14 protein-coding genes are annotated in these 16,807 nt (G+C 73.3%); 3 read left to right on the top strand and 11 right to left on the bottom strand.

Features of this window, described 5'->3' with window-relative positions:
- Nucleotides 1-28: 28 nt before the first annotated feature.
- The 10 genes from AXW62_RS20810 to AXW62_RS44535 form a co-directional block, all read right to left on the bottom strand.
- On the bottom strand, nt 29-928 hold the full coding sequence (locus tag AXW62_RS20810; RefSeq protein ID WP_252368669.1) for an acyltransferase: 900 nt from the start codon (nt 926-928) through the stop codon (nt 29-31).
- Nucleotides 929-1,140: 212 nt separating this feature from the next.
- Nucleotides 1,141-1,878 (bottom strand): (2Fe-2S)-binding protein, encoded by a 738-nt coding sequence (locus AXW62_RS20805; protein ID WP_060945867.1) that lies wholly within the window; start codon nt 1,876-1,878, stop codon nt 1,141-1,143.
- Nucleotides 1,871-2,869 (bottom strand): methylmalonyl Co-A mutase-associated GTPase MeaB, encoded by a 999-nt coding sequence (gene meaB / locus AXW62_RS20800; protein WP_030825358.1) that lies wholly within the window; start codon nt 2,867-2,869, stop codon nt 1,871-1,873. The genes AXW62_RS20805 and meaB overlap by 8 nt, the downstream gene beginning before the upstream one ends.
- The gene (gene scpA / locus AXW62_RS20795; RefSeq protein WP_060945877.1) at nt 2,869-5,097 is read right to left on the bottom strand and encodes a methylmalonyl-CoA mutase; all 2,229 of its coding nucleotides are present in this window, start codon (nt 5,095-5,097) and stop codon (nt 2,869-2,871) included. The genes meaB and scpA overlap by 1 nt, the downstream gene beginning before the upstream one ends.
- The gene (gene mutA / locus AXW62_RS20790; RefSeq protein WP_060945866.1) at nt 5,097-6,980 is read right to left on the bottom strand and encodes a methylmalonyl-CoA mutase small subunit; all 1,884 of its coding nucleotides are present in this window, start codon (nt 6,978-6,980) and stop codon (nt 5,097-5,099) included. Before mutA ends, scpA begins: the two co-directional genes overlap by 1 nt.
- A 348-nt stretch (nt 6,981-7,328) precedes the next feature.
- A complete protein-coding gene (locus AXW62_RS20785; RefSeq protein ID WP_060945865.1) occupies nt 7,329-8,558 on the bottom strand; it encodes a cytochrome P450 family protein in 1,230 nt (409 codons plus the stop codon).
- Between the two features lie 190 nt (nt 8,559-8,748).
- A complete protein-coding gene (locus AXW62_RS20780) occupies nt 8,749-9,933 on the bottom strand; it encodes an MAB_1171c family putative transporter (protein WP_060945864.1) in 1,185 nt (394 codons plus the stop codon).
- Nucleotides 9,926-10,633 (bottom strand): ImmA/IrrE family metallo-endopeptidase, encoded by a 708-nt coding sequence (locus AXW62_RS20775; RefSeq protein WP_079115714.1) that lies wholly within the window; start codon nt 10,631-10,633, stop codon nt 9,926-9,928. Before AXW62_RS20775 ends, AXW62_RS20780 begins: the two co-directional genes overlap by 8 nt.
- Nucleotides 10,620-11,180, bottom strand: a complete 561-nt coding sequence (locus AXW62_RS20770; protein ID WP_060945863.1) for a helix-turn-helix domain-containing protein — start codon at nt 11,178-11,180, stop codon at nt 10,620-10,622. The genes AXW62_RS20775 and AXW62_RS20770 overlap by 14 nt, the downstream gene beginning before the upstream one ends.
- A gap of 321 nt (nt 11,181-11,501) precedes the next feature.
- Complete coding sequence (locus AXW62_RS44535) at nt 11,502-11,672, bottom strand: hypothetical protein (RefSeq protein WP_164502436.1); 171 nt, start codon at nt 11,670-11,672, stop codon at nt 11,502-11,504.
- 793 nt (nt 11,673-12,465) lie between these two features.
- On the opposite strand from AXW62_RS44535, the gene AXW62_RS20765 reads away from it, so the two are divergent.
- Both AXW62_RS20765 and AXW62_RS20760 read left to right on the top strand, forming a co-directional pair.
- Entirely contained in the window at nt 12,466-14,025 is a 1,560-nt protein-coding gene (locus tag AXW62_RS20765; RefSeq protein WP_060945862.1) for a bifunctional phosphatase PAP2/diacylglycerol kinase family protein, read from the top strand.
- Nucleotides 14,026-14,122: 97 nt separating this feature from the next.
- Nucleotides 14,123-15,376 (top strand): DMT family transporter, encoded by a 1,254-nt coding sequence (locus AXW62_RS20760; protein WP_060945861.1) that lies wholly within the window; start codon nt 14,123-14,125, stop codon nt 15,374-15,376.
- 42 nt (nt 15,377-15,418) lie between these two features.
- On the opposite strand, the gene AXW62_RS20755 is transcribed toward AXW62_RS20760, so the two are convergent.
- A complete protein-coding gene (locus AXW62_RS20755) occupies nt 15,419-16,423 on the bottom strand; it encodes an imine reductase family protein (RefSeq protein WP_107406322.1) in 1,005 nt (334 codons plus the stop codon).
- Between AXW62_RS20755 and AXW62_RS20750 the strand changes: the two genes are divergently transcribed.
- Nucleotides 16,422-16,760, top strand: coding sequence for a winged helix-turn-helix transcriptional regulator (locus AXW62_RS20750; RefSeq protein WP_060945859.1), 339 nt, complete (start codon nt 16,422-16,424; stop codon nt 16,758-16,760). The genes AXW62_RS20755 and AXW62_RS20750 overlap by 2 nt on opposite strands.
- Nucleotides 16,761-16,807 lie beyond the last annotated feature (47 nt).

The following is a 16,807-nucleotide window of genomic DNA, read 5'->3' as shown; positions in this document are numbered from 1 at the left end:
GAACAGTCCCGGAAACTCTACTGATCTGCTACGACGCCCCGGCCCCCGGCTCCCGTTCCAGCCCCCGCTCCCGTTCCAGCCCCGGCTCCCCCTTCTGCTCCGGTTCCTGTCCCGGCTCCGGTTCCCGTGCCCGCTCCGGTTCCCGTCCCCGCTCGCGTTCCTCCTGGTGCTGCCGTCCCTGCTCCCTCTCCTGCTCCCGTTCCAGCCGCGCCAGCGCGAGCAGTTGCTGGGCGGTCATGTCCTCGGGGATCGGCACCGGCGCCGGGGTGCGCAGCGGTGGCTGCCAGCCCTCGTCCGGGGCCCAGCGCCGTATGATCCGGGCCGGTGCCCCGGCCACTACGGCGTGGTCGGGCACCTCGCCCCGGACGACCGCGCCCGCCGCGACCACCACGTTGCGGCCCAGTCGCGCCCCCGGCAGGATCACCGCGCCCGCGCCCAGCCAGCTGCCGGGGCCGATGCGGACGGGTACGGAGCGCGGCCACTGCCGGCCGATGGGCTGGTCCGGATCGTCGTAGGAGTGGTTGTCGCTGGTCACATAGACGTACGGACCGCAGAACACGTCGTCGCCGAACTCCACGGGCACGGAGGCGATCACATGGCTGCCACGGCCCAGTACCACGCCGTTGCCGATCCGCAGCACGGGGTCGGGGCCGAGGTCCGCACCGGGCATCATGCCTGCGGTGAGGGTCACCTGCTCGCCGATGACGCAGTGCTCGCCGAGTTCGATCCAGGGCTCGCCGAAGACAGTGCCCTGGGGGAACGCCAGCCGGGTGCCGACGCCGATACGGCCGAAGCGGTACGGTCCGGGCCGCTCGGCCGTCACCGCGCCGGCCCGCTGCACGGCGCGCCATCCGCGGTGGACCAGACGGGAGGTGACGCGCCCGCAGCGCCCCCGCCAGGATGAGAACAGGTTCTCGTTCTTCGGCATTCGCCCACCGTATCGGCCCAGCGGGAGCCCCGTCCCGCGCACCCCGGTGTCCCATGCGCTCTGCGCGGCCCCCGGCGCATCCTCCCGTCTCGCACCTCTAACCGCGCCCCCGGCGCATCCTCCCGTCCCGCACCTCTGACCGCGCCCCCAGCACCGCGCCCCCCCCCAACACCGCGTCCCCAGCACCCGCCCCTCGCGCCCCTCCCACCCGCCTAACCGCGCCCCGGCGCCCCGTGCAGGACGCAGTCGCCGCACAACCCGCCGCCCGGCACCCGGTAGTAGAGACAGCAGGTGCGGCGCCGGTAGCCGAGCGGCGCGGAGGTCAGGGTGCCGGTGTCGCGCAGTGGCGGGTGGGCGAGCTGGGCACGCGCCAGTTCGGTGGCCCGGTCCGCCGCCCCGGGGAGGCCATGCGCCCGGCACCAGTCGTGCAGCACCCGCAGCGAACCGGCCAGCGCCGAGGCGGCGTTGCCCCACAGCAGCCGCTCGGAGACCCGGTACGCCCGCCCGATGGCGTGGTGCAGCGGCATCAGGTGGGCGAACGCGGCGGTGCCCACCTGACCGGCGAGTCCGCCCGGTTCGGCCATCACCGACGGCACGCCGGGCCACCACAGATCGTCGGGGGCGGCGCGCCCGGGGTTCCACCACAGCCGGTCGGGGCGCAGGTGGGGCACCTCGCCGGAGAGGGCCGCCGGGCCGAGCGCGAGCGACCACACCCGGGCGGCGAGCCCCTGGAAGGCGAGCGAGGCCGCGACCCTCGGCTCCTCGGTGCGCAAGGAAGCGGCGACCGCCTCGACGCGGGCGCGCAGCACCGGCCCGGCACCGCCCTCGCCGGTCAGCCGGTACGCCTCGCCGATCCGCGCGTAGCCCTCCTCGCGCGGATCGCCGGTGCCGGTGCGCAGCGCGAAGAACGGCCCGATCCGCGCCGCGTCCGGCAGTGGCGCGTCAGGCACCGTCGGCCGGCGTTCCGAACGCCTCCAGGAGCCGGTCCGCCGCCAGTGTGGCCGTCAGGGTGCCGTCGCGGACCTGCTGTTCCAGCTCGGGCCCGAGCCGCCGCACCTCGGGGTGGGCGTGCAGCCGGGCGAGCAGCTGGTCGCGCACCATCGACCAGGTCCAGTCGACCTGCTGGTCGCGCCGCTTGGCGCTCAGCGCGCCCGTGGCCTCCAGCACCCGGCGGTGCTGCTCCAGGCGTTCCCACACCACGTCGAGCCCGGTGGACTCGCGTGCGCTGCAGGTGAGCACCGGCGGGTTCCACGGCGCGTCCGGGGGCTGCAACAGCCGCAGGGCGCCCGCCAGTTCACGGGCCGCCGACTTGGCGTCCCGCGCGTGGGGGCCGTCCGCCTTGTTGATGGCGACCACGTCGGCAAGCTCCAGAACGCCCTTCTTGATGCCCTGGAGCTGATCGCCGGTGCGGGCCAGCGAGAGCAGCAGGAAGGAGTCGACCATGTTGGCCACCGCGGTCTCGGACTGGCCCACGCCCACGGTCTCCACCAGCAGCACGTCGTACCCCGCGGCCTCCATGACGACCATGGACTCGCGGGTGGCCCGGGCGACCCCGCCCAGCGTCCCGGCGCTGGGCGAGGGCCGTACGAACGCGTGGGGATCGACCGCCAGCCGCTCCATCCGGGTCTTGTCGCCCAGGATGGAGCCGCCGGTGCGGGTCGACGAGGGGTCCACGGCGAGGACCGCGACCTTGTGGCCGGCCCCGGTGAGCATGGTGCCCAGCGCGTCGATGAAGGTGGACTTGCCCACCCCGGGCACCCCGCTGATGCCGATCCGCCGCGCCCCGCCGGTGTGCGGCAGCAGTTCGATCAGCAGCCGCTGGGCGAGGTCGCGGTGGGCGGGCCGGGTGGACTCGACAAGGGTGATGGCACGGGCGATGTACGCGCGGGTGCCGTCGAGCACGCCCTTGGCGTACTCGTCGATGTCGATCGTCCGCGGCATTACAGCTCGTGGCCGAGGTCGGCGGCCAGCTTCTCCACCAGGTCGTGGGCGGCGTCCGGGATGACCGTGCCCGGCAGGAAGACGGCGGCGGCGCCGGCCTCGTGCAGGGTCTGGACGTCCTGCGGCGGGATGACCCCGCCGACCACGATGGTGATGTCCTCGCGCCCCGCCTCGGCCAGCTGCTCGCGCAGCGCGGGCACCAGCGTGAGGTGGCCGGCCGCCAGCGACGACACGCCGACGATGTGCACATCGGCCTCCACCGCCTGCCGCGCGACCTCCTCCGGGGTCTGGAACAGGGGGCCGACGTCGACGTCGAAGCCCAGGTCGGCGAAGGCGGTGGCGATCACCTTCTGGCCGCGGTCGTGCCCGTCCTGCCCCATCTTGGCGACCAGGATGCGGGGGCGGCGGCCCTCCTCGCGCTCGAACGCCTCGACCAGCGCCCGGGTGCGGTCCACGCCGGACGCCGGTCCGGCCTCGTCTCGGTACACACCGGAGATCGTACGGATCTGCCCGGAGTGACGGCCATAGACCTTCTCCAGCGCGTCGGAGATCTCCCCCACGGTGGCCTTGGCGCGGGCCGCGTCCACCGCGAGCGCCAGCAGGTTGCCGGTGAGGCCCTGGCCAGGGCCGGACTCGGCGGCGCGGGTCAGGGCGCGCAGCGCGTCCTGGCAGGCCGCCTCGTCGCGCTCGGCGCGCAGCCGCCGCAGCTTCTCGATCTGCTGGGCGCGCACCGAGGAGTTGTCGACCTTGAGGACCTCGATCTGCTCGTCGGAGTCGACGCGGTACTTGTTGACGCCGATCACCGGCTGGCGGCCGGAGTCGATGCGCGCCTGGGTGCGGGCCGCGGCCTCCTCCACGCGCAGCTTGGGGATGCCCGCGTCGATGGCCTTGGCCATGCCGCCGGCCGCCTCGACCTCCTCGATGTGCTGCCAGGCCCGCCGCGCCAGGTCGTACGTCAGCTTCTCGACGTACGCGCTGCCGCCCCACGGGTCGATGACCCGGGTGGTGCCCGACTCCTGTTGCAGCAGGATCTGGGTGTTGCGGGCGATCCGGGCGGAGAAGTCGGTGGGCAGCGCGAGCGCCTCGTCCAGGGCGTTGGTGTGCAGCGACTGGGTGTGGCCCTGGGTGGCGGCCATGGCCTCCACGCAGGTGCGCGCCACGTTGTTGTAGACGTCCTGGGCGGTCAGCGACCAGCCGGAGGTCTGCGAATGGGTGCGCAGACTGAGCGACTTGGGGTTCTTCGGGTCGAACTGCTTCACCAGCTTGGCCCACAGCAGCCGCGCCGCCCGCAGCTTGGCGATCTCCATGAAGAAGTTCATGCCGATCGCCCAGAAGAAGGACAGCCGGGGTGCGAAGGCGTCCACGTCCATGCCGGCGTCCAGCCCGGCCCGCAGGTACTCCACACCGTCGGCGAGGGTGTAGGCCAGCTCCAGATCGGCCGTGGCACCCGCTTCCTGGATGTGGTAACCGGAGATGGAGATGGAGTTGTAGCGCGGCATCCGCTGCGAGGTGAAGGCGAAGATGTCGGAGATGATCCGCATCGACGGCTGCGGCGGATAGATGTAGGTGTTGCGGACCATGAACTCCTTGAGGATGTCGTTCTGAATGGTCCCGGCCAGCTTCTCGGGCGGTACGCCCTGTTCCTCGGCGGCCACGATGTAGAGCGCGAGCACGGGCAGCACCGCGCCGTTCATCGTCATCGACACGCTCATCCGGTCCAGCGGGATGCCGTCGAAGAGCTGCCGCATGTCGTAGATGGAGTCGATGGCCACGCCCGCCATGCCGACGTCACCGGTGACCCGGGGGTGGTCGCTGTCGTAGCCCCGGTGGGTGGGCAGGTCGAAGGCGACCGACAGGCCCTTCTGGCCGGCCGCGAGGTTGCGGCGGTAGAAGGCGTTGGACTCCTCGGCGGTGGAGAAGCCCGCGTACTGCCGGATGGTCCAGGGCTGGTTGACGTACATCGTCGGGTACGGGCCGCGCAGATAGGGCGCGGCGCCGGGGTAGGTGCCCAGGAAGTCGACGCCCTTAAGGTCCGCGGCGGTGTAGAGCGGTTTGACCCCGATGCCCTCGGGGGTGTCCCACACCAGGTCCTCCACGCCCTTGCCGACGCTGTTCTGCAGCGCGGCGGCCCAGTCGTCGGGGCCGGGCACCGGGCCTTCGGCCGGACCGTCCAGATCGACCGCCGAGAAGTCCGGGATCCTCCCCGGCTCCGCCGGAGCGCCCGCCATCACGCCACCCCCATGGTGTCCAGAGCCGAGGAGAGCACCTCGACCGCGTCGCAGCCCGCGAAGACGTATCCGTCCACGCCGGCCCGCTCGTACTCATCCTGTCGGGCACCTGGCCGGCCGGCCAGGTAGACCCGTGTGGCCCCGGCGGCCTTCAGCCGCCCGGCCACGGCGGCCGCCTGCTCCGCGTAGAGCTTGTCGCTGGAGCACAGGCAGGCCACCCGGGCGCCGCTCGCGGCGAACGCCTCGGCGACCGTCTCCTCGGTCACGGTGACCGGTTCGTGCACCGCCTCGATCCCGCCCGCCTGGAAGAGGTTGACGGCGAAGGAGGCGCGGGCGGTGTGCGCGGCGGCGGGGCCCAGCGCGGCCAGGAAGATCCTGGGCCGGGCGCCCTCGGCCGCCAGATGGGCGTCGGCGCGGGTGCGCAGCGCCTCGTACGCCTCGTCGCGGCGCACCCTCGGCAGTCCGCCGCCGGGCGGCTCGGGCGCGGGCTCGCGCTCCAGGGGCCGCTCGGCGAGGTTCGGGAACTCGCTGACGCCGGTGATCGGCTCCGTGCGGCGGGCGAGGTCGCGGGTGCGGCGCTGCCAGGTCTCGGCGAACCGGTCGCGCACCAGCCCGGCGGCGAGGGCCGCGGCCATGCCTCCGGCGCGCTCGATCTCCTGGAACCAGGCCCAGGCGGCGCGGGCGACATCGTCGGTGAGCTTCTCGACGTACCAGGAGCCGCCGGCCGGGTCGATCACCCGGGCCAGGTGCGACTCCTCCAGCAGGATCGTGGAGGTGTTGCGGGCGATGCGCCGGGCGAAGTCGTCGGGGAGGCCGATGGCGCTGTCGAAGGGCAGCACGGTGACCGCGTCCGCGCCGCCGACGCCCGCCGCGAGGGTGGCCACGGTGGTGCGGAGCATGTTCACCCACGGATCGCGCCGGGTCATCATCACCGGGGAGGTCACCGCGTGCTGGCGCTGGGCGCCCGCCTCCGACGGCGCGCCGCACGCCTGTACCACGCGCGCCCACAGGCGCCGGGCGGCCCGGAGCTTGGCGATGGTGAGGAACTGGTCGGCGGTGGCCGCGTAGCGGAACTCCATTTGGGCGCAGGCGGCTTCGACGCTCAGCCCGGCCTCGGTGAGGGTGCGCAGATACGCCACCGCGGCGGCGAGGGAAGTGCCCAGCTCCTGGGCCGCCCCGGCACCGGCCTCGTGGTACGGCAGCGCGTCCACGGCGAAGGTCCGTACGCCCGGGTGGTCACGGTCGCAGCTCAGCGCCAGGTCGGCCGCGGCGGCCAGGTGCCCGGCCAGGCCGTCGTCGCGTCCGGTGCGGGCCACCAGCCCCAGGGGGTCCGCGCCGAGGTTGCCGAGCGCGGCGCCCGGCGGCACCTCGCGCTCGGCGTAGAGCCGCAGCAGCGCGCGGGCGGCGTCCTCGAATGCGGCGCCCGCGTCGAGGGCGACGGGGGCGAGGTCGAGATAGACCCCCTTGAGCGCCTCGGGCAGGGCGTCCACGGGCACCCCGGCCGCGCCGACCGCGAGCCAGACCGACCCGGCGCCGTTCTCCAGGTCGGCGAGGACCGCCTGGTTGGTGCGGACCGGATCGGGGTGGGTGTGGCGCTGCCGCACGTCCCACCCGGAGAGAGCGGAGCCCTCGGCCCGGCCGCCGCGCACGAAGGGTGCGAAGCCCGGGAATCCGGCGTCCTGGGGGGCGTCCTCGGCGGTGTAGAGCGGGTGGACGGTGATCCCGTCCTCGAGCGCGGTCGCGAGGGCCTCTTCGGCTTCGGCACCCACGGCGTCCGAGGTGCCGGTTTTACGCAGCACGCCTTCGACGAGGTGGCGCCATTGGTCTCGCGTCACTTCAGGGAAATCGTCGGCTAGGGAAAGCCCGTCGGGCAGGACCGTCATAGGAGGAGGCTAATGGGGTCCTCTGAAGCCGGAGCAGAGGCTGAGGCTGTGAGCTTACTTACGGACCCGGGATGCCGCTTCCGTCCGTTTACCTCCCATTGAGCCCGGTGAGTCTAGGGATCTTGGGGGTTGCGCCAGGGGCGGCAGGGGCCGGTGGGGCGGATGTGCCCGGTGGGGGCGGTGGGACGGGCGCCGGACCCGCTCCGCGGACGGCCCCGGAGACCGAGCGGACCCGGGACACACAGCGGCCCGCCCGGTGCGACGGGGGATGCACACCGGGCGGGCTCGAGGACCTTTGTACCCCATCAGCACGGGGTCACGCATCAAAAACGTTGTCCACTCCCCGGTTCACCATGCGACGGGGAGCGAGATCAGGCCACGTGCGCGGATCGACGGCCGCCATCGCAGCTCCTCCCTCGGGACGTCCAGCCGCAGCCCCGGGAAACGCTGAAGCAGCGCGGCCAGAGCGGTTTCCGTCTCCATCCGGGCGAGGGGCGCGCCGAGGCAGTAGTGGATGCCGTGACCGAGCGCAAGGTGACCGGACCGGCCAAGATGTGGATTGAATGCGTCCGGATCCTGGAAGTGGGCCGGGTCACGGTGTGCGGAGGCCACCGAGAGCAGCACGGTCTCCCCGGCGGGGACGGTCACTCCGCCGATCTCGATGTCCTCCAGGGGGAAGCGGCGGATCGCCAGCGGCGCCGGTCCCTCGTACCGCGCCAGCTCGTCGAAGGCGGCCGGCAGACCGCTCGGATCCTCGCGCAGCTCCTGGAGGGCCGCGGGGTGGTCGAGCAGGGTGAGCACCGAGTTGGCGATGAGGTGGACAGTGTTCTCGTAGCCGGCGAGGAGGATGAGGAAGGCGAGCGAGGTCAGTTCGTCCTCGGTGAGCCCGTCGTCGCCGTCGCCGGGCTCGTCGTCACGGACCCGGATCAGGTCGGACAGCAGATCGTCGCCGGGCTCGGCGCGCTTCTTCGCGATCAGTCCGGTGTAGAAGCGGAGCATGCTGCCGACCGCTTCCTTCGCCGCCCGCGGCCGCGCCGGGTCGGGGGTGATCAGGGCGTCGCTCCAGGCCCGGAAGTCGCGCCGGTCACCCTGCGGAACGCCGAGCAGATCACAGATGACGATGATGGGCAACTGCCCGGCGTAGGCGGCCAGGAGGTCCGCGCGGCCGTCGGACTCGATGGCGTCGAGCAGTTCGTCGGCGATCCGCCGGACCGGTCCGCGCATCCGCTCCACCCGGCCGGGGGTGAACGCCTTGACCACCAGCCGGCGCACCCGGGTGTGGTCCGGCGGGTCCATGTTGAGCAGGTTGGCGTCCAGGGCGGGCGGCAGGGAGAAGCCGCTGAAGCTGCCCGGGGCGGCGTGACGCTTGTCGAGGGCCAGGCGCGGATCGGCGAAGAGCCGCCGTACGTCCTCGTAGCGGGTCACCAGCCAGGCGGGGCGTCCGTCGGTGCCGGCGATCCGATGGACCGGGCCGGCCTCGCGGAGCGCGGCCAGCGCCGGGTAGAGGTCCTCGATCATCGGGGCGGTGTCGACCGGCACGGGGGCGTCCGCTCCGGCGGCGTTCGCGGTGTTCTGCATGGATCCCGACTCTAGGCGGTGGTGTCCCCGGGGCCTGGACGGGCGGAACATTCCGGCCCGTCCGGGCGATGTGACGTGGCTGTGCGTGGTGGCCGGGAGGCGGCGCCGGGACTGAATCTCCCCGGCGCCGCCTGTGCCACGGGCGGCCCCGACCCCCGTCCAGGGCCACCTCGTCTGTGATCCCCCCCGTTCACCGCCGCTCGGCGGCGGTCTCCTCCCTCAGTACCGCCAGCACCTCGTCCACCAGCGGCTGGTGGTAGACGTCGGCGACCCGGGCCAGATGCTCGTGCTCCTCCACCACTTCGGCCCCCGTCGTCATCACCACGCTGTCCGCCGCGGACCGCGGCACACGTCCGTCTGCTCGGTTCAGCAAACCGCGTCTGAGCGCCGCCGCTTCCGCTACGGCAGCAAGTTGCCAATCGTCGAGTCGGGCCGCGCCGCCCTTGACACGGGCGATCTCCAGGACGCGGGCCTCCACATGACGCCGGATGCCGCGCTGCACGTCGCGGATCTCCGCCATCTGACGGTTGGCCCGCCACTCCAGGTCCGCGAAGGGCCACCAGCCGGTCCAGCGGGAGTGCCCCATGGACACCTCGGGGGCCTGCGCGGTGACCTCGCGCCACAGCGGCCGCAGCCGCCGGAAGCGCCGCCAGGCGGAGGCCCGGGGCCCCACGGCGGGGATCGCGAACCCGGCCAGCACCAGGAGCGCCGCGACAGAGGCGGTCAGCGGGGCCACACCGTTGGAGAGCCAGTACAGCTCACGGCCCGCCCAGGAGAAAACAAAACCGATCAGCTTGCAGGCGCAGTACGCCAGTCCCAGCCAGCATCCGGCGGCGAGCACCCGCAGCCCCCGGGCCAGCCATGAGCCGCCCAGGCTGGCCGCATAGCGCGGGCACAGGACGCCGAGACCCGCCAGACCGGCCCCGAAAATGGCCAGATAGAGCACCAGGAAGAGGACCACTCCGGGGGCGTCGGCGTAGGCGGTGCTGAAGTCGCGGGGGTGCTCCACGGCGTCCGGGCGGCCGACCGCGAAGCCGACGACCGCCACGGTCCACGCCACGGCCACGGCGGCGACCACCGCGCCGGACCGCTTCGCCGACCCCGTCCAGCGCAGCAGCAGCACCAGGGCGCCGGTGGCGAACACCACGACGGAGGAGTAGAGGAAGACCATGGCGAGGTTGGCGACGCCCACCAGGCCGTCGAACCAGCGGTAGACGCTGGGCGCGGAGAGCAGGAACACGTTCGCCACGGCCGCGGTCATCACACAGGCCAGGCCCAGATCGGCGTTGGCACGGTCGCGGAACCAGGCACGGGCCTTGTATCCGGCCATCGTCCAGGCGGCGGCACCGAAACACAGATACACAAGGTCAAACACCGGTGTCACCGCCCCGTTCACCGGGTAAGCCGCCGTCGGCGCGGCCGGTGGTGCCGGTGCTGCCGGTGCTGCCTACGGTGCCGGTGCTGCCGGTGCGCACATGGCGCAGTGCCGGGCCGAGGGCCGCGGCGAGTTCGGCCGCCCGGCCCTGGAGCGGCAGCCCGTGGTCCGGCGAGGCCGGCACCACATGCTCCATCAGCAGCGTGCCCAGCACCTCGGTCTCGCGCTCGGCGAGGTTGTCGTAGCAGTGGTGGCGGGCGAAGTCCGGGGTCATCCCCAGCCGGCGCATTGCGGTGGTCACGTCGACCGACGGCGTCCACATCCGCAGCGCGTCCTCGGTGACCGCCGGGTCCTGCTCGTGCCCGAGCAGCAAATGGCCGATTTCATGCAGCACGATATGGATCTGGTGCCAGGGGGACGTCCTGACCTCGTAGAAGATCCAGTAGTCCTCGTCGGTGGAGGCGGTCATGCCCGAGACCACACCCCCCAGGCTCATCGCCACCATGTGGACGGGGCGGCCGACGCGGCGGGCGACGATGTCGCACAGTCCGGGCAGGTCGGTCGAGGCGGGCACCCCGAGTTCCTTGATGAGCTGCTTGCACCGTCGCCGCATCCGGCCCACTCGCATACCCGTACCACCCTCGTATCCGGTCCGCCGCCAGGTGGAGAACAGCTGCTCCGCCGGGTCACCGCCGGCCATGTGTCGCCCCGCCGTCCGGCTCGCCCGAACCGTCCGCCTCCCCGGCGCCGTCCGGACCGGGCTCGGGCGGTTTGGGCGGTTCCGGCGGCTCGGGCGGTTCCGGCGGAAGGTTCATCTGCCGCCGGAACTGGGAGATGATCGTGGTGAGGCTGTCCTGGACCTCGGGCGGGAGGCCCACGGAGCGCAGCGCGATGCTGCGGACCCGCTTGTCGCGCATCGCGACGAGGAACCGTACCTCCTCCTCGACCCGCTCGGCCTGCGAGGGCGACAGATCCCCCAGCAGATAACCGACGGGTACGGCGAAGAACTTGGCGAGCGCCCGCAGCACGTCCGGGCTGGGATTGGTGCGCTTGCCGTTGCGCAGCATCGAAAGATACTGCTCGGTCAGGCTCACCCCGCCGTACTCGTCGCTGCCGCTGATCTCCTCGGCGACATGTGCGTTGGTGTACGGCGCGCCCGGCGGGTGCATGGTGGTGAACAGGTAGTTGAGCCGCTTCGCCAGCGGGCTGCCGGCGGCGTCCGGTGACCTGTCGGCACCCACTGCCATCTGCGCCCCCTCACGGCTGCACCCGGGCTCGAACATCCTCACGGCTGGTTAAGGCGGACGACGCCGCGCGATGCATCCTGTCATGTCCGTCGCGAGGCGACCAGCCCTTCGCGAGCCGACCGGCCCAGGCCCGGGCCGCGGGGGCGGGCGACTCGGCGAGCCCGGGGCGGGCGACTTAACTACCAGTTGGTAATCGGACCGGGAGAGTGATCCACAGGTCGAGGGAGGCGACCGCCCGACGGCCCGGATGTCCGCTTGCTGCCAGCGTCCGGGACACCGGAACCCGGTCTTCCGTCACTCTCGGCGCATGCGCCGGGGCCTTCAGTCCACGCTCTGGAGGATGTGCGGTTCGGCGAGGTCGTCCTCGTAACCGGCGAGGCGGATCGGCGCGGCACGCGCCCACGCCTCCAGACTGCCCACCTCCGTGGCCTGCGTGAACCGCCCGCTGTTATCGGCGTGCGCGTCGTCGCTCTGTGTTTGTTCGGGGGTCACCGCAGACTCCCTCGTGTCGGCTGAACCGGATCTGTCGTCAGGTTAACCAGCACCCGAACGCTCCGCGCGCCGATTCTCATGGAGTGGACAACGGAGAGCCGACGGGACCGCGTTCCACTCCCGTTGATGACGGGCGGACACCCGTGCTGAGCTGGGACGCACGAGCCCCACCGAACTCGTCTCAATGGGTGGAACGGGGCGGTCCACGGCGCGGTCGGGACGGCCCCCGGCGCGAAGGGCCAGGGGCCCGGCGCGGTCGGGACGATCCCGGCGCGAAGGGCCAGGGGCCCGGCCGGAGACTGGTGCCCGGAGCGCATCCGGGGCGGCGCGGATGCGCCCGCACGGCCCGGTCGGCGGCCCGGTCGGGGGCCCGACCGGGGGACCCGGTCGCGGGCCCGGTTCACGGGACGCGGTCGGCGGCCCGGTCGCGAGACCCGCTCGGCGCCCCGGTCACGGGGCCCGGTCACGGGACGCGGTCGGCGACCCGGACGTGGGACCCGGTCGGCGGCCCGGTCATAGGACCCGGCCGTCACCGGCCCGGTCGCGTGACCGGCTCGGCGGCCCGGTCGCGGGACGCGGCCACGGGACCCGGTCGGCAACCCGGACGCGAGACCCGCTCGGCGACCCGGACGCGGGACGCGGTCGGCGCCCCGGCCGCAGGACCCGGTCGGCGCCCCGGCCGCAGGACCCGGTCACGGGCCCCGCTCGCCGACCCGGCCGCAGGACCCGGTCACCGGACCCGGTCGCGCGCCGATCAGGCGTGCCGGCCCGGGTTCCGGGATACCCATCACGCATGAGACGCATCAGTGACTTCGACCGCCGGCTGTTCGCACGGGTCGCGGCCAGCCGGCTCCGCGGCGCCCATCCGCTGCTGCCCCGGCTCAGCCGGGCGGCCGACCACGGCCGGCTCTGGTTCGGCACGGCCGGAGTCCTCGCGACGGTCGGCGGCCGCACCGCGCGGCGGGCCGCGCTGCGCGGGGTCGGCTCGCTCGCCGCCGCCTCGCTCGTGTCGAACGTCGTGGTCAAGTGGACCGTGGAACGTCAGCGCCCGGTGCTGGACGCGGTGCCCCTGGTGCGCCGGCTGCGCCGGCAGCCGTGGACCAGTTCCTTCCCCTCCGGGCACTCGGCGTCCGCCGCCGCGTTCGTCACCGGGGTGGCCCTGGAGTCCTCGCGGTACGGCCTGCTGATCGCCCCGCTCGCCGCCGCGGTGGCCGCCTCCCGGGTGTACGTGGGCGTGCACTACCCCAGCGATGTGCTGGCCGGTGTCGCGCTCGGCGTCGGCGCGGCCGTGCTGACCTGCCGCTACTGGCCGCCGCGCCCCGAAGTCCCGGCGCAGGCCCGGCCGCGCATCTCGGCGCCCGCCCTGCCCAAGGGCGAGGGACTGGTGGTCCTGGTCAACCAGCGGGCCGGCACGGCCACTCCAGCCGGCGGTTTCACGGTCGCAGAGCAGCTGCGGGTGCTGCTGCCCGCCGCGGAGATCCTGGAGTGCGGGCCCGACGACGACTTCATGGACCGGCTCCAGCAGGCCGCCCTGCGCGCCGCGGAGCGAGCCGGGGCGCTGGGCATCTGCGGCGGGGACGGCAGCGTCAACGCGGCGGCGACGATCGCGGCCGAACGCGGGCTGCCGCTCGCCGTGTTCCCCGGCGGCACCCTCGACCACTTCGCGCTGGACGTCGGCGTACCGGCCTTCGAGGACACCGCGCACGCCGTGACCGAGGGGGACGCCGTGGCGGTGGACCTCGGCCGTGCCACCCCGCTCGCCGGAGGCGGCGAGACGAGCCAGTTCGTCAACACCTTCAGCCTCGGCGTCTACCCGGAGCTGGTGCGGATCCGGGAGAGCCTGGAGGGCCGGCTCGGCAAGTGGCCCGCGGCCGCCGTCGCGCTCGCCCGGGTGCTGCGCACCGCGAGCCCCATGGAGATCCGGGTCAACGGGCAGCCCCGGCGGCTGTGGATGCTGTTCGTCGGCAACGGCGTGTACTCCCCCGAGGGTTTCGCGCCCGCCTACCGCCAGCAGCTCGACGACGGGCTGCTCGACGTGCGGGCGATCGACGGCGAGGAGCGGCTGGCCCGTACCCGGCTGCTGATCTCGGCGCTCACCGGCACCCTCGGGCGGTCACATGTCTACACGACGCGTCGCATGCCCCAACTCCGCCTGTCGGGCCTGCACGACGTGGACTGCCGCGCCTATGACGGAGAGGTGGCTTCCGACCCCGCGCAGGAACTGCTCATCGACAAGTGGCCGGGGGCGCTGACCGTCTACCGCCCCGCCGAACCGCAGAACGAACTGCTCCAACGGGCCCGTACGGCCGCCGCGAAGGCACCCCATCGGTGGAGGTCCCTACTACGCAAGTAGTACGCGGAAGTCTGTGCTCAAGGACGACGACGGGGGAACCTCCCACCGTCAAGGATGAGGGCATGGACGACGACCGATCGGCCCAGGAGGCCGCGACGTGACCTCCCTCGCGCTGTCTGTGCTGCTGGCCCTGGCCTCCGCGGTCTGCTACGCCGCCGGAGCCATACTCCAGGAGCATGTCGCGGCAACGACGCCGCGCCTCGCGTCCGCCCCGCTGCGGCGCGGGAGTTGGTGGGCCGCGGTGACCCTCAACGGGGCGGGCGCGGCCCTCCATGTCATCGCCCTGGCCTACGGCCCGCTGAGCGTGGTGCAACCCCTGGGGGCCCTGACGATCGTCTTCGCCCTGCCGATGGCGGCCGTGTTCGTGCGCCGGCCGGTCGGCGCGTCCGGCTGGCGGGGCGCGCTGCTGGCGACGGTGGGGCTGGCCGGGCTGCTCTCGCTGACCGGTTCCTCGCGGGCCCAGGCGCTGACCGAGCGGCAGGGCCTCTGGCTGATCGTGGTCACGGTCGCCGGGATCGTGGTGCTGGCGGGGGCGGCCCGCCTGCTGCGGGCACCCGGTATCCGCAGTGTGCTGCTGGCGACGGCCGCGGGGGCGGCCTTCGGTGTCTCGTCGGTGTTCACCAAGAACGTGGCCGTGGAGTGGACGTGGGACGCGTGGCAGGACGCCCTGCCCGGCCTGGTCATGATCGGGCTGCTGGCCTCGAGCGGGGTTCTGCTGTCCCAGGCGTCGTACCGGGGCGCCGGGCTGGCCTCGCCGCTGGCGACGGCGACCGTCGTCAACCCGGTCGTCGCCACCGCCGTCGGACTCGCCGCGCTGGGCGAGCACTTCCGGCACGGCACACCCGGAACTCTGCTCGCCCTGCTGGCGGCCCTCGTCGCGAGCACCGGTCTGGTCATGCTGACGGTGCACAACGTCGAGGCGGAGGCCGCGGCCACGGCCACGGCCGGAGCCGAGGCCGCGGCGAAGGCCGGGACCGGTGCCGGTGCCGGTGTCGGTGACGAAGCGGCCACCGGGGCCGGGCCCGCCGCGCGGGCCGAGGCCGCCGCCACGGCGGTCGAGGGGCCGGACGCCCCGGGACACGACGGGCGCGCTGCCGCCGTCGGCGGTGGCAGTGGCGGACCGGAGATTCCGGAGGGGCCCGGCGGGCCCGGTCGGCACGAGGCACACCAGGGACACGAGGGACACGAGGGACACGAGGGACACCAGGGGCCGGGCAGCCTCGACGGGCCCCCCGCGCCCGGCCGTTCGCTCCGGCTCCCCCGTCCGATTCCCCATCAGCCCACCGCCGGAGACGACCCCGGCCCCCGGTTGCCCGACTGCGGCGAGGCCGTTCTCCAGCATCACGTCTAGCCGCTCGGGCCGGTGCTGTCCGGGCCGCAAGCCCCCGGGCCGTTACGCGGTGAGCAGTTCCACCAGCCCCGTGAGGTCCTCATGGCCGTGGCCATCGGCCACCCGGCGGGCCATGAGCGCGCCGATCGGGGCGATCAGTTCGGGGCTGATGCCCTGGTCCCGCGCGGAGCCGGTGAAGTTGCCGAACGCGGCGGACTGCATGGCGATGGTCGAGACCACTCCGGTGGCGTGGTCGCCGGAGTCGATCCGCTGGGCGTAGCCGTCCACGGCCCCGGACATGGCGGTCAGCCAGCGCCCCAGCAGCGGGGCGACGTCCCCCGCCGCGACGCCGTCCGACCGCACCAGGGCGTAGGCGTGCAGCACGCCCGAGAACATCCCGTACATCGCGCTGAGCAGAGCGAGGTCGTACAGCGGGGCACGCCCGTGGTCCTCGCCGAGGTGGTGGCTCTCGCCGAAGAGGTCCAGCACGGACCGGTGGGCGGCGAAGGCGGCGGGTGAGCCGCTGTAGAGGAGGAAGGCGGCGGGTGTCCCGATCATCGGCGGGACGGCCATGATGCCGCCGTCGATGTACTCGGCGCCGTGTCCGGCCGCCCGTGCGGCGAGGTCGCGGGCCTGCCGTGGAGTGCCGTTGGTGAGGTTGACGACGGTCCGTCCGGCCAGGGCCTCCCCGAGGGGGCCCAGCACCTGGCGGACGGAGTCGTAGTCCAGCAGGCAGACCACCACCAGACGGCTCGCCGCGACGGCCTCGCCGGCCGTGGCCGCGGTCAGCGCGCCCTCGGCGGCGAGCGCCTCGGCCTTGGCGGCCGTACGGTTCCACACCGTCGTCCGGTGTCCGCCCTCCAGCAGGGCGCGGGCCAGCGCGGTGCCCATGTCGCCGAGTCCGAGAACGGTTACGGGGGTCTTGCTCATGTCATGTGCTCCCGTTGCTCCATACCGCTTGTTCGTATCGTCCCGGCGCGCCGATCTCAGATTCCCCGCCCGGCGGTAGTGTGGGCAAGTACGCACAAAAAAGTGCGTACTTACCGCGAGGTAAGGGGGACGGGTCATGCGGAAGCGGCCGTACGTATGCGGTCTGGACGCGGCTCTGGACGTCATCGACGGCAAATGGAAGGTGCTGATCATCTGGGCGCTCAATCATCAGCGGTGCCGTTTCGGGGAATTGCGTCGGCTGGTTCCGGGCATCAGTGAGAAGGTGCTGGTTCAGCAGCTCAGGGAGTTGGAGGCGGACGGAATCGTGCACCGGGAGATATACGACGTGGTGCCGCCGAAGGTGGAGTATTCGCTGACCGGGCTGGGCGGCGAACTGAATACGGCGCTGGGCCCGCTGGGCGCGTGGGGCAAGCGGCGGATGGCGGTGCTGGAGGAGGCGGGGCGGCACGGCTGACTCCGGCCGGAGAGAACATGGTCCGCGGCCTCACCCGTGGCCCACGG

The organism is Streptomyces hygroscopicus subsp. hygroscopicus, assembly GCF_001553455.1.
Lineage (GTDB): Bacteria > Actinomycetota > Actinomycetes > Streptomycetales > Streptomycetaceae > Streptomyces > Streptomyces hygroscopicus.
This window is presented reverse-complemented; position numbering and strand designations above follow the sequence as displayed.

Excerpts from the sequence above, each read along its gene's own strand:
- AXW62_RS20810 (WP_252368669.1), bottom strand. The coding sequence starts at position 928 with ATGCCGAAGAACGAGAACCTGTTCTCATCCTGGCGGGGGCGCTGCGGG.
- AXW62_RS20770 (WP_060945863.1), bottom strand. The coding sequence starts at position 11,180 with ATGGCAGTGGGTGCCGACAGGTCACCGGACGCCGCCGGCAGCCCGCTG.
- meaB (WP_030825358.1), bottom strand. The coding sequence starts at position 2,869 with ATGCCGCGGACGATCGACATCGACGAGTACGCCAAGGGCGTGCTCGAC.
- mutA (WP_060945866.1), bottom strand. The coding sequence starts at position 6,980 with ATGACGGTCCTGCCCGACGGGCTTTCCCTAGCCGACGATTTCCCTGAA.
- scpA (WP_060945877.1), bottom strand. The coding sequence starts at position 5,097 with ATGGCGGGCGCTCCGGCGGAGCCGGGGAGGATCCCGGACTTCTCGGCG.
- AXW62_RS20755 (WP_107406322.1), bottom strand. The coding sequence starts at position 16,423 with ATGACCCGTCCCCCTTACCTCGCGGTAAGTACGCACTTTTTTGTGCGT.
- AXW62_RS20775 (WP_079115714.1), bottom strand. The coding sequence starts at position 10,633 with ATGGCCGGCGGTGACCCGGCGGAGCAGCTGTTCTCCACCTGGCGGCGG.
- AXW62_RS20765 (WP_060945862.1), top strand. The coding sequence starts at position 12,466 with ATGAGACGCATCAGTGACTTCGACCGCCGGCTGTTCGCACGGGTCGCG.
- AXW62_RS20785 (WP_060945865.1), bottom strand. The coding sequence starts at position 8,558 with ATGCAGAACACCGCGAACGCCGCCGGAGCGGACGCCCCCGTGCCGGTC.
- AXW62_RS20750 (WP_060945859.1), top strand. The coding sequence starts at position 16,422 with ATGCGGAAGCGGCCGTACGTATGCGGTCTGGACGCGGCTCTGGACGTC.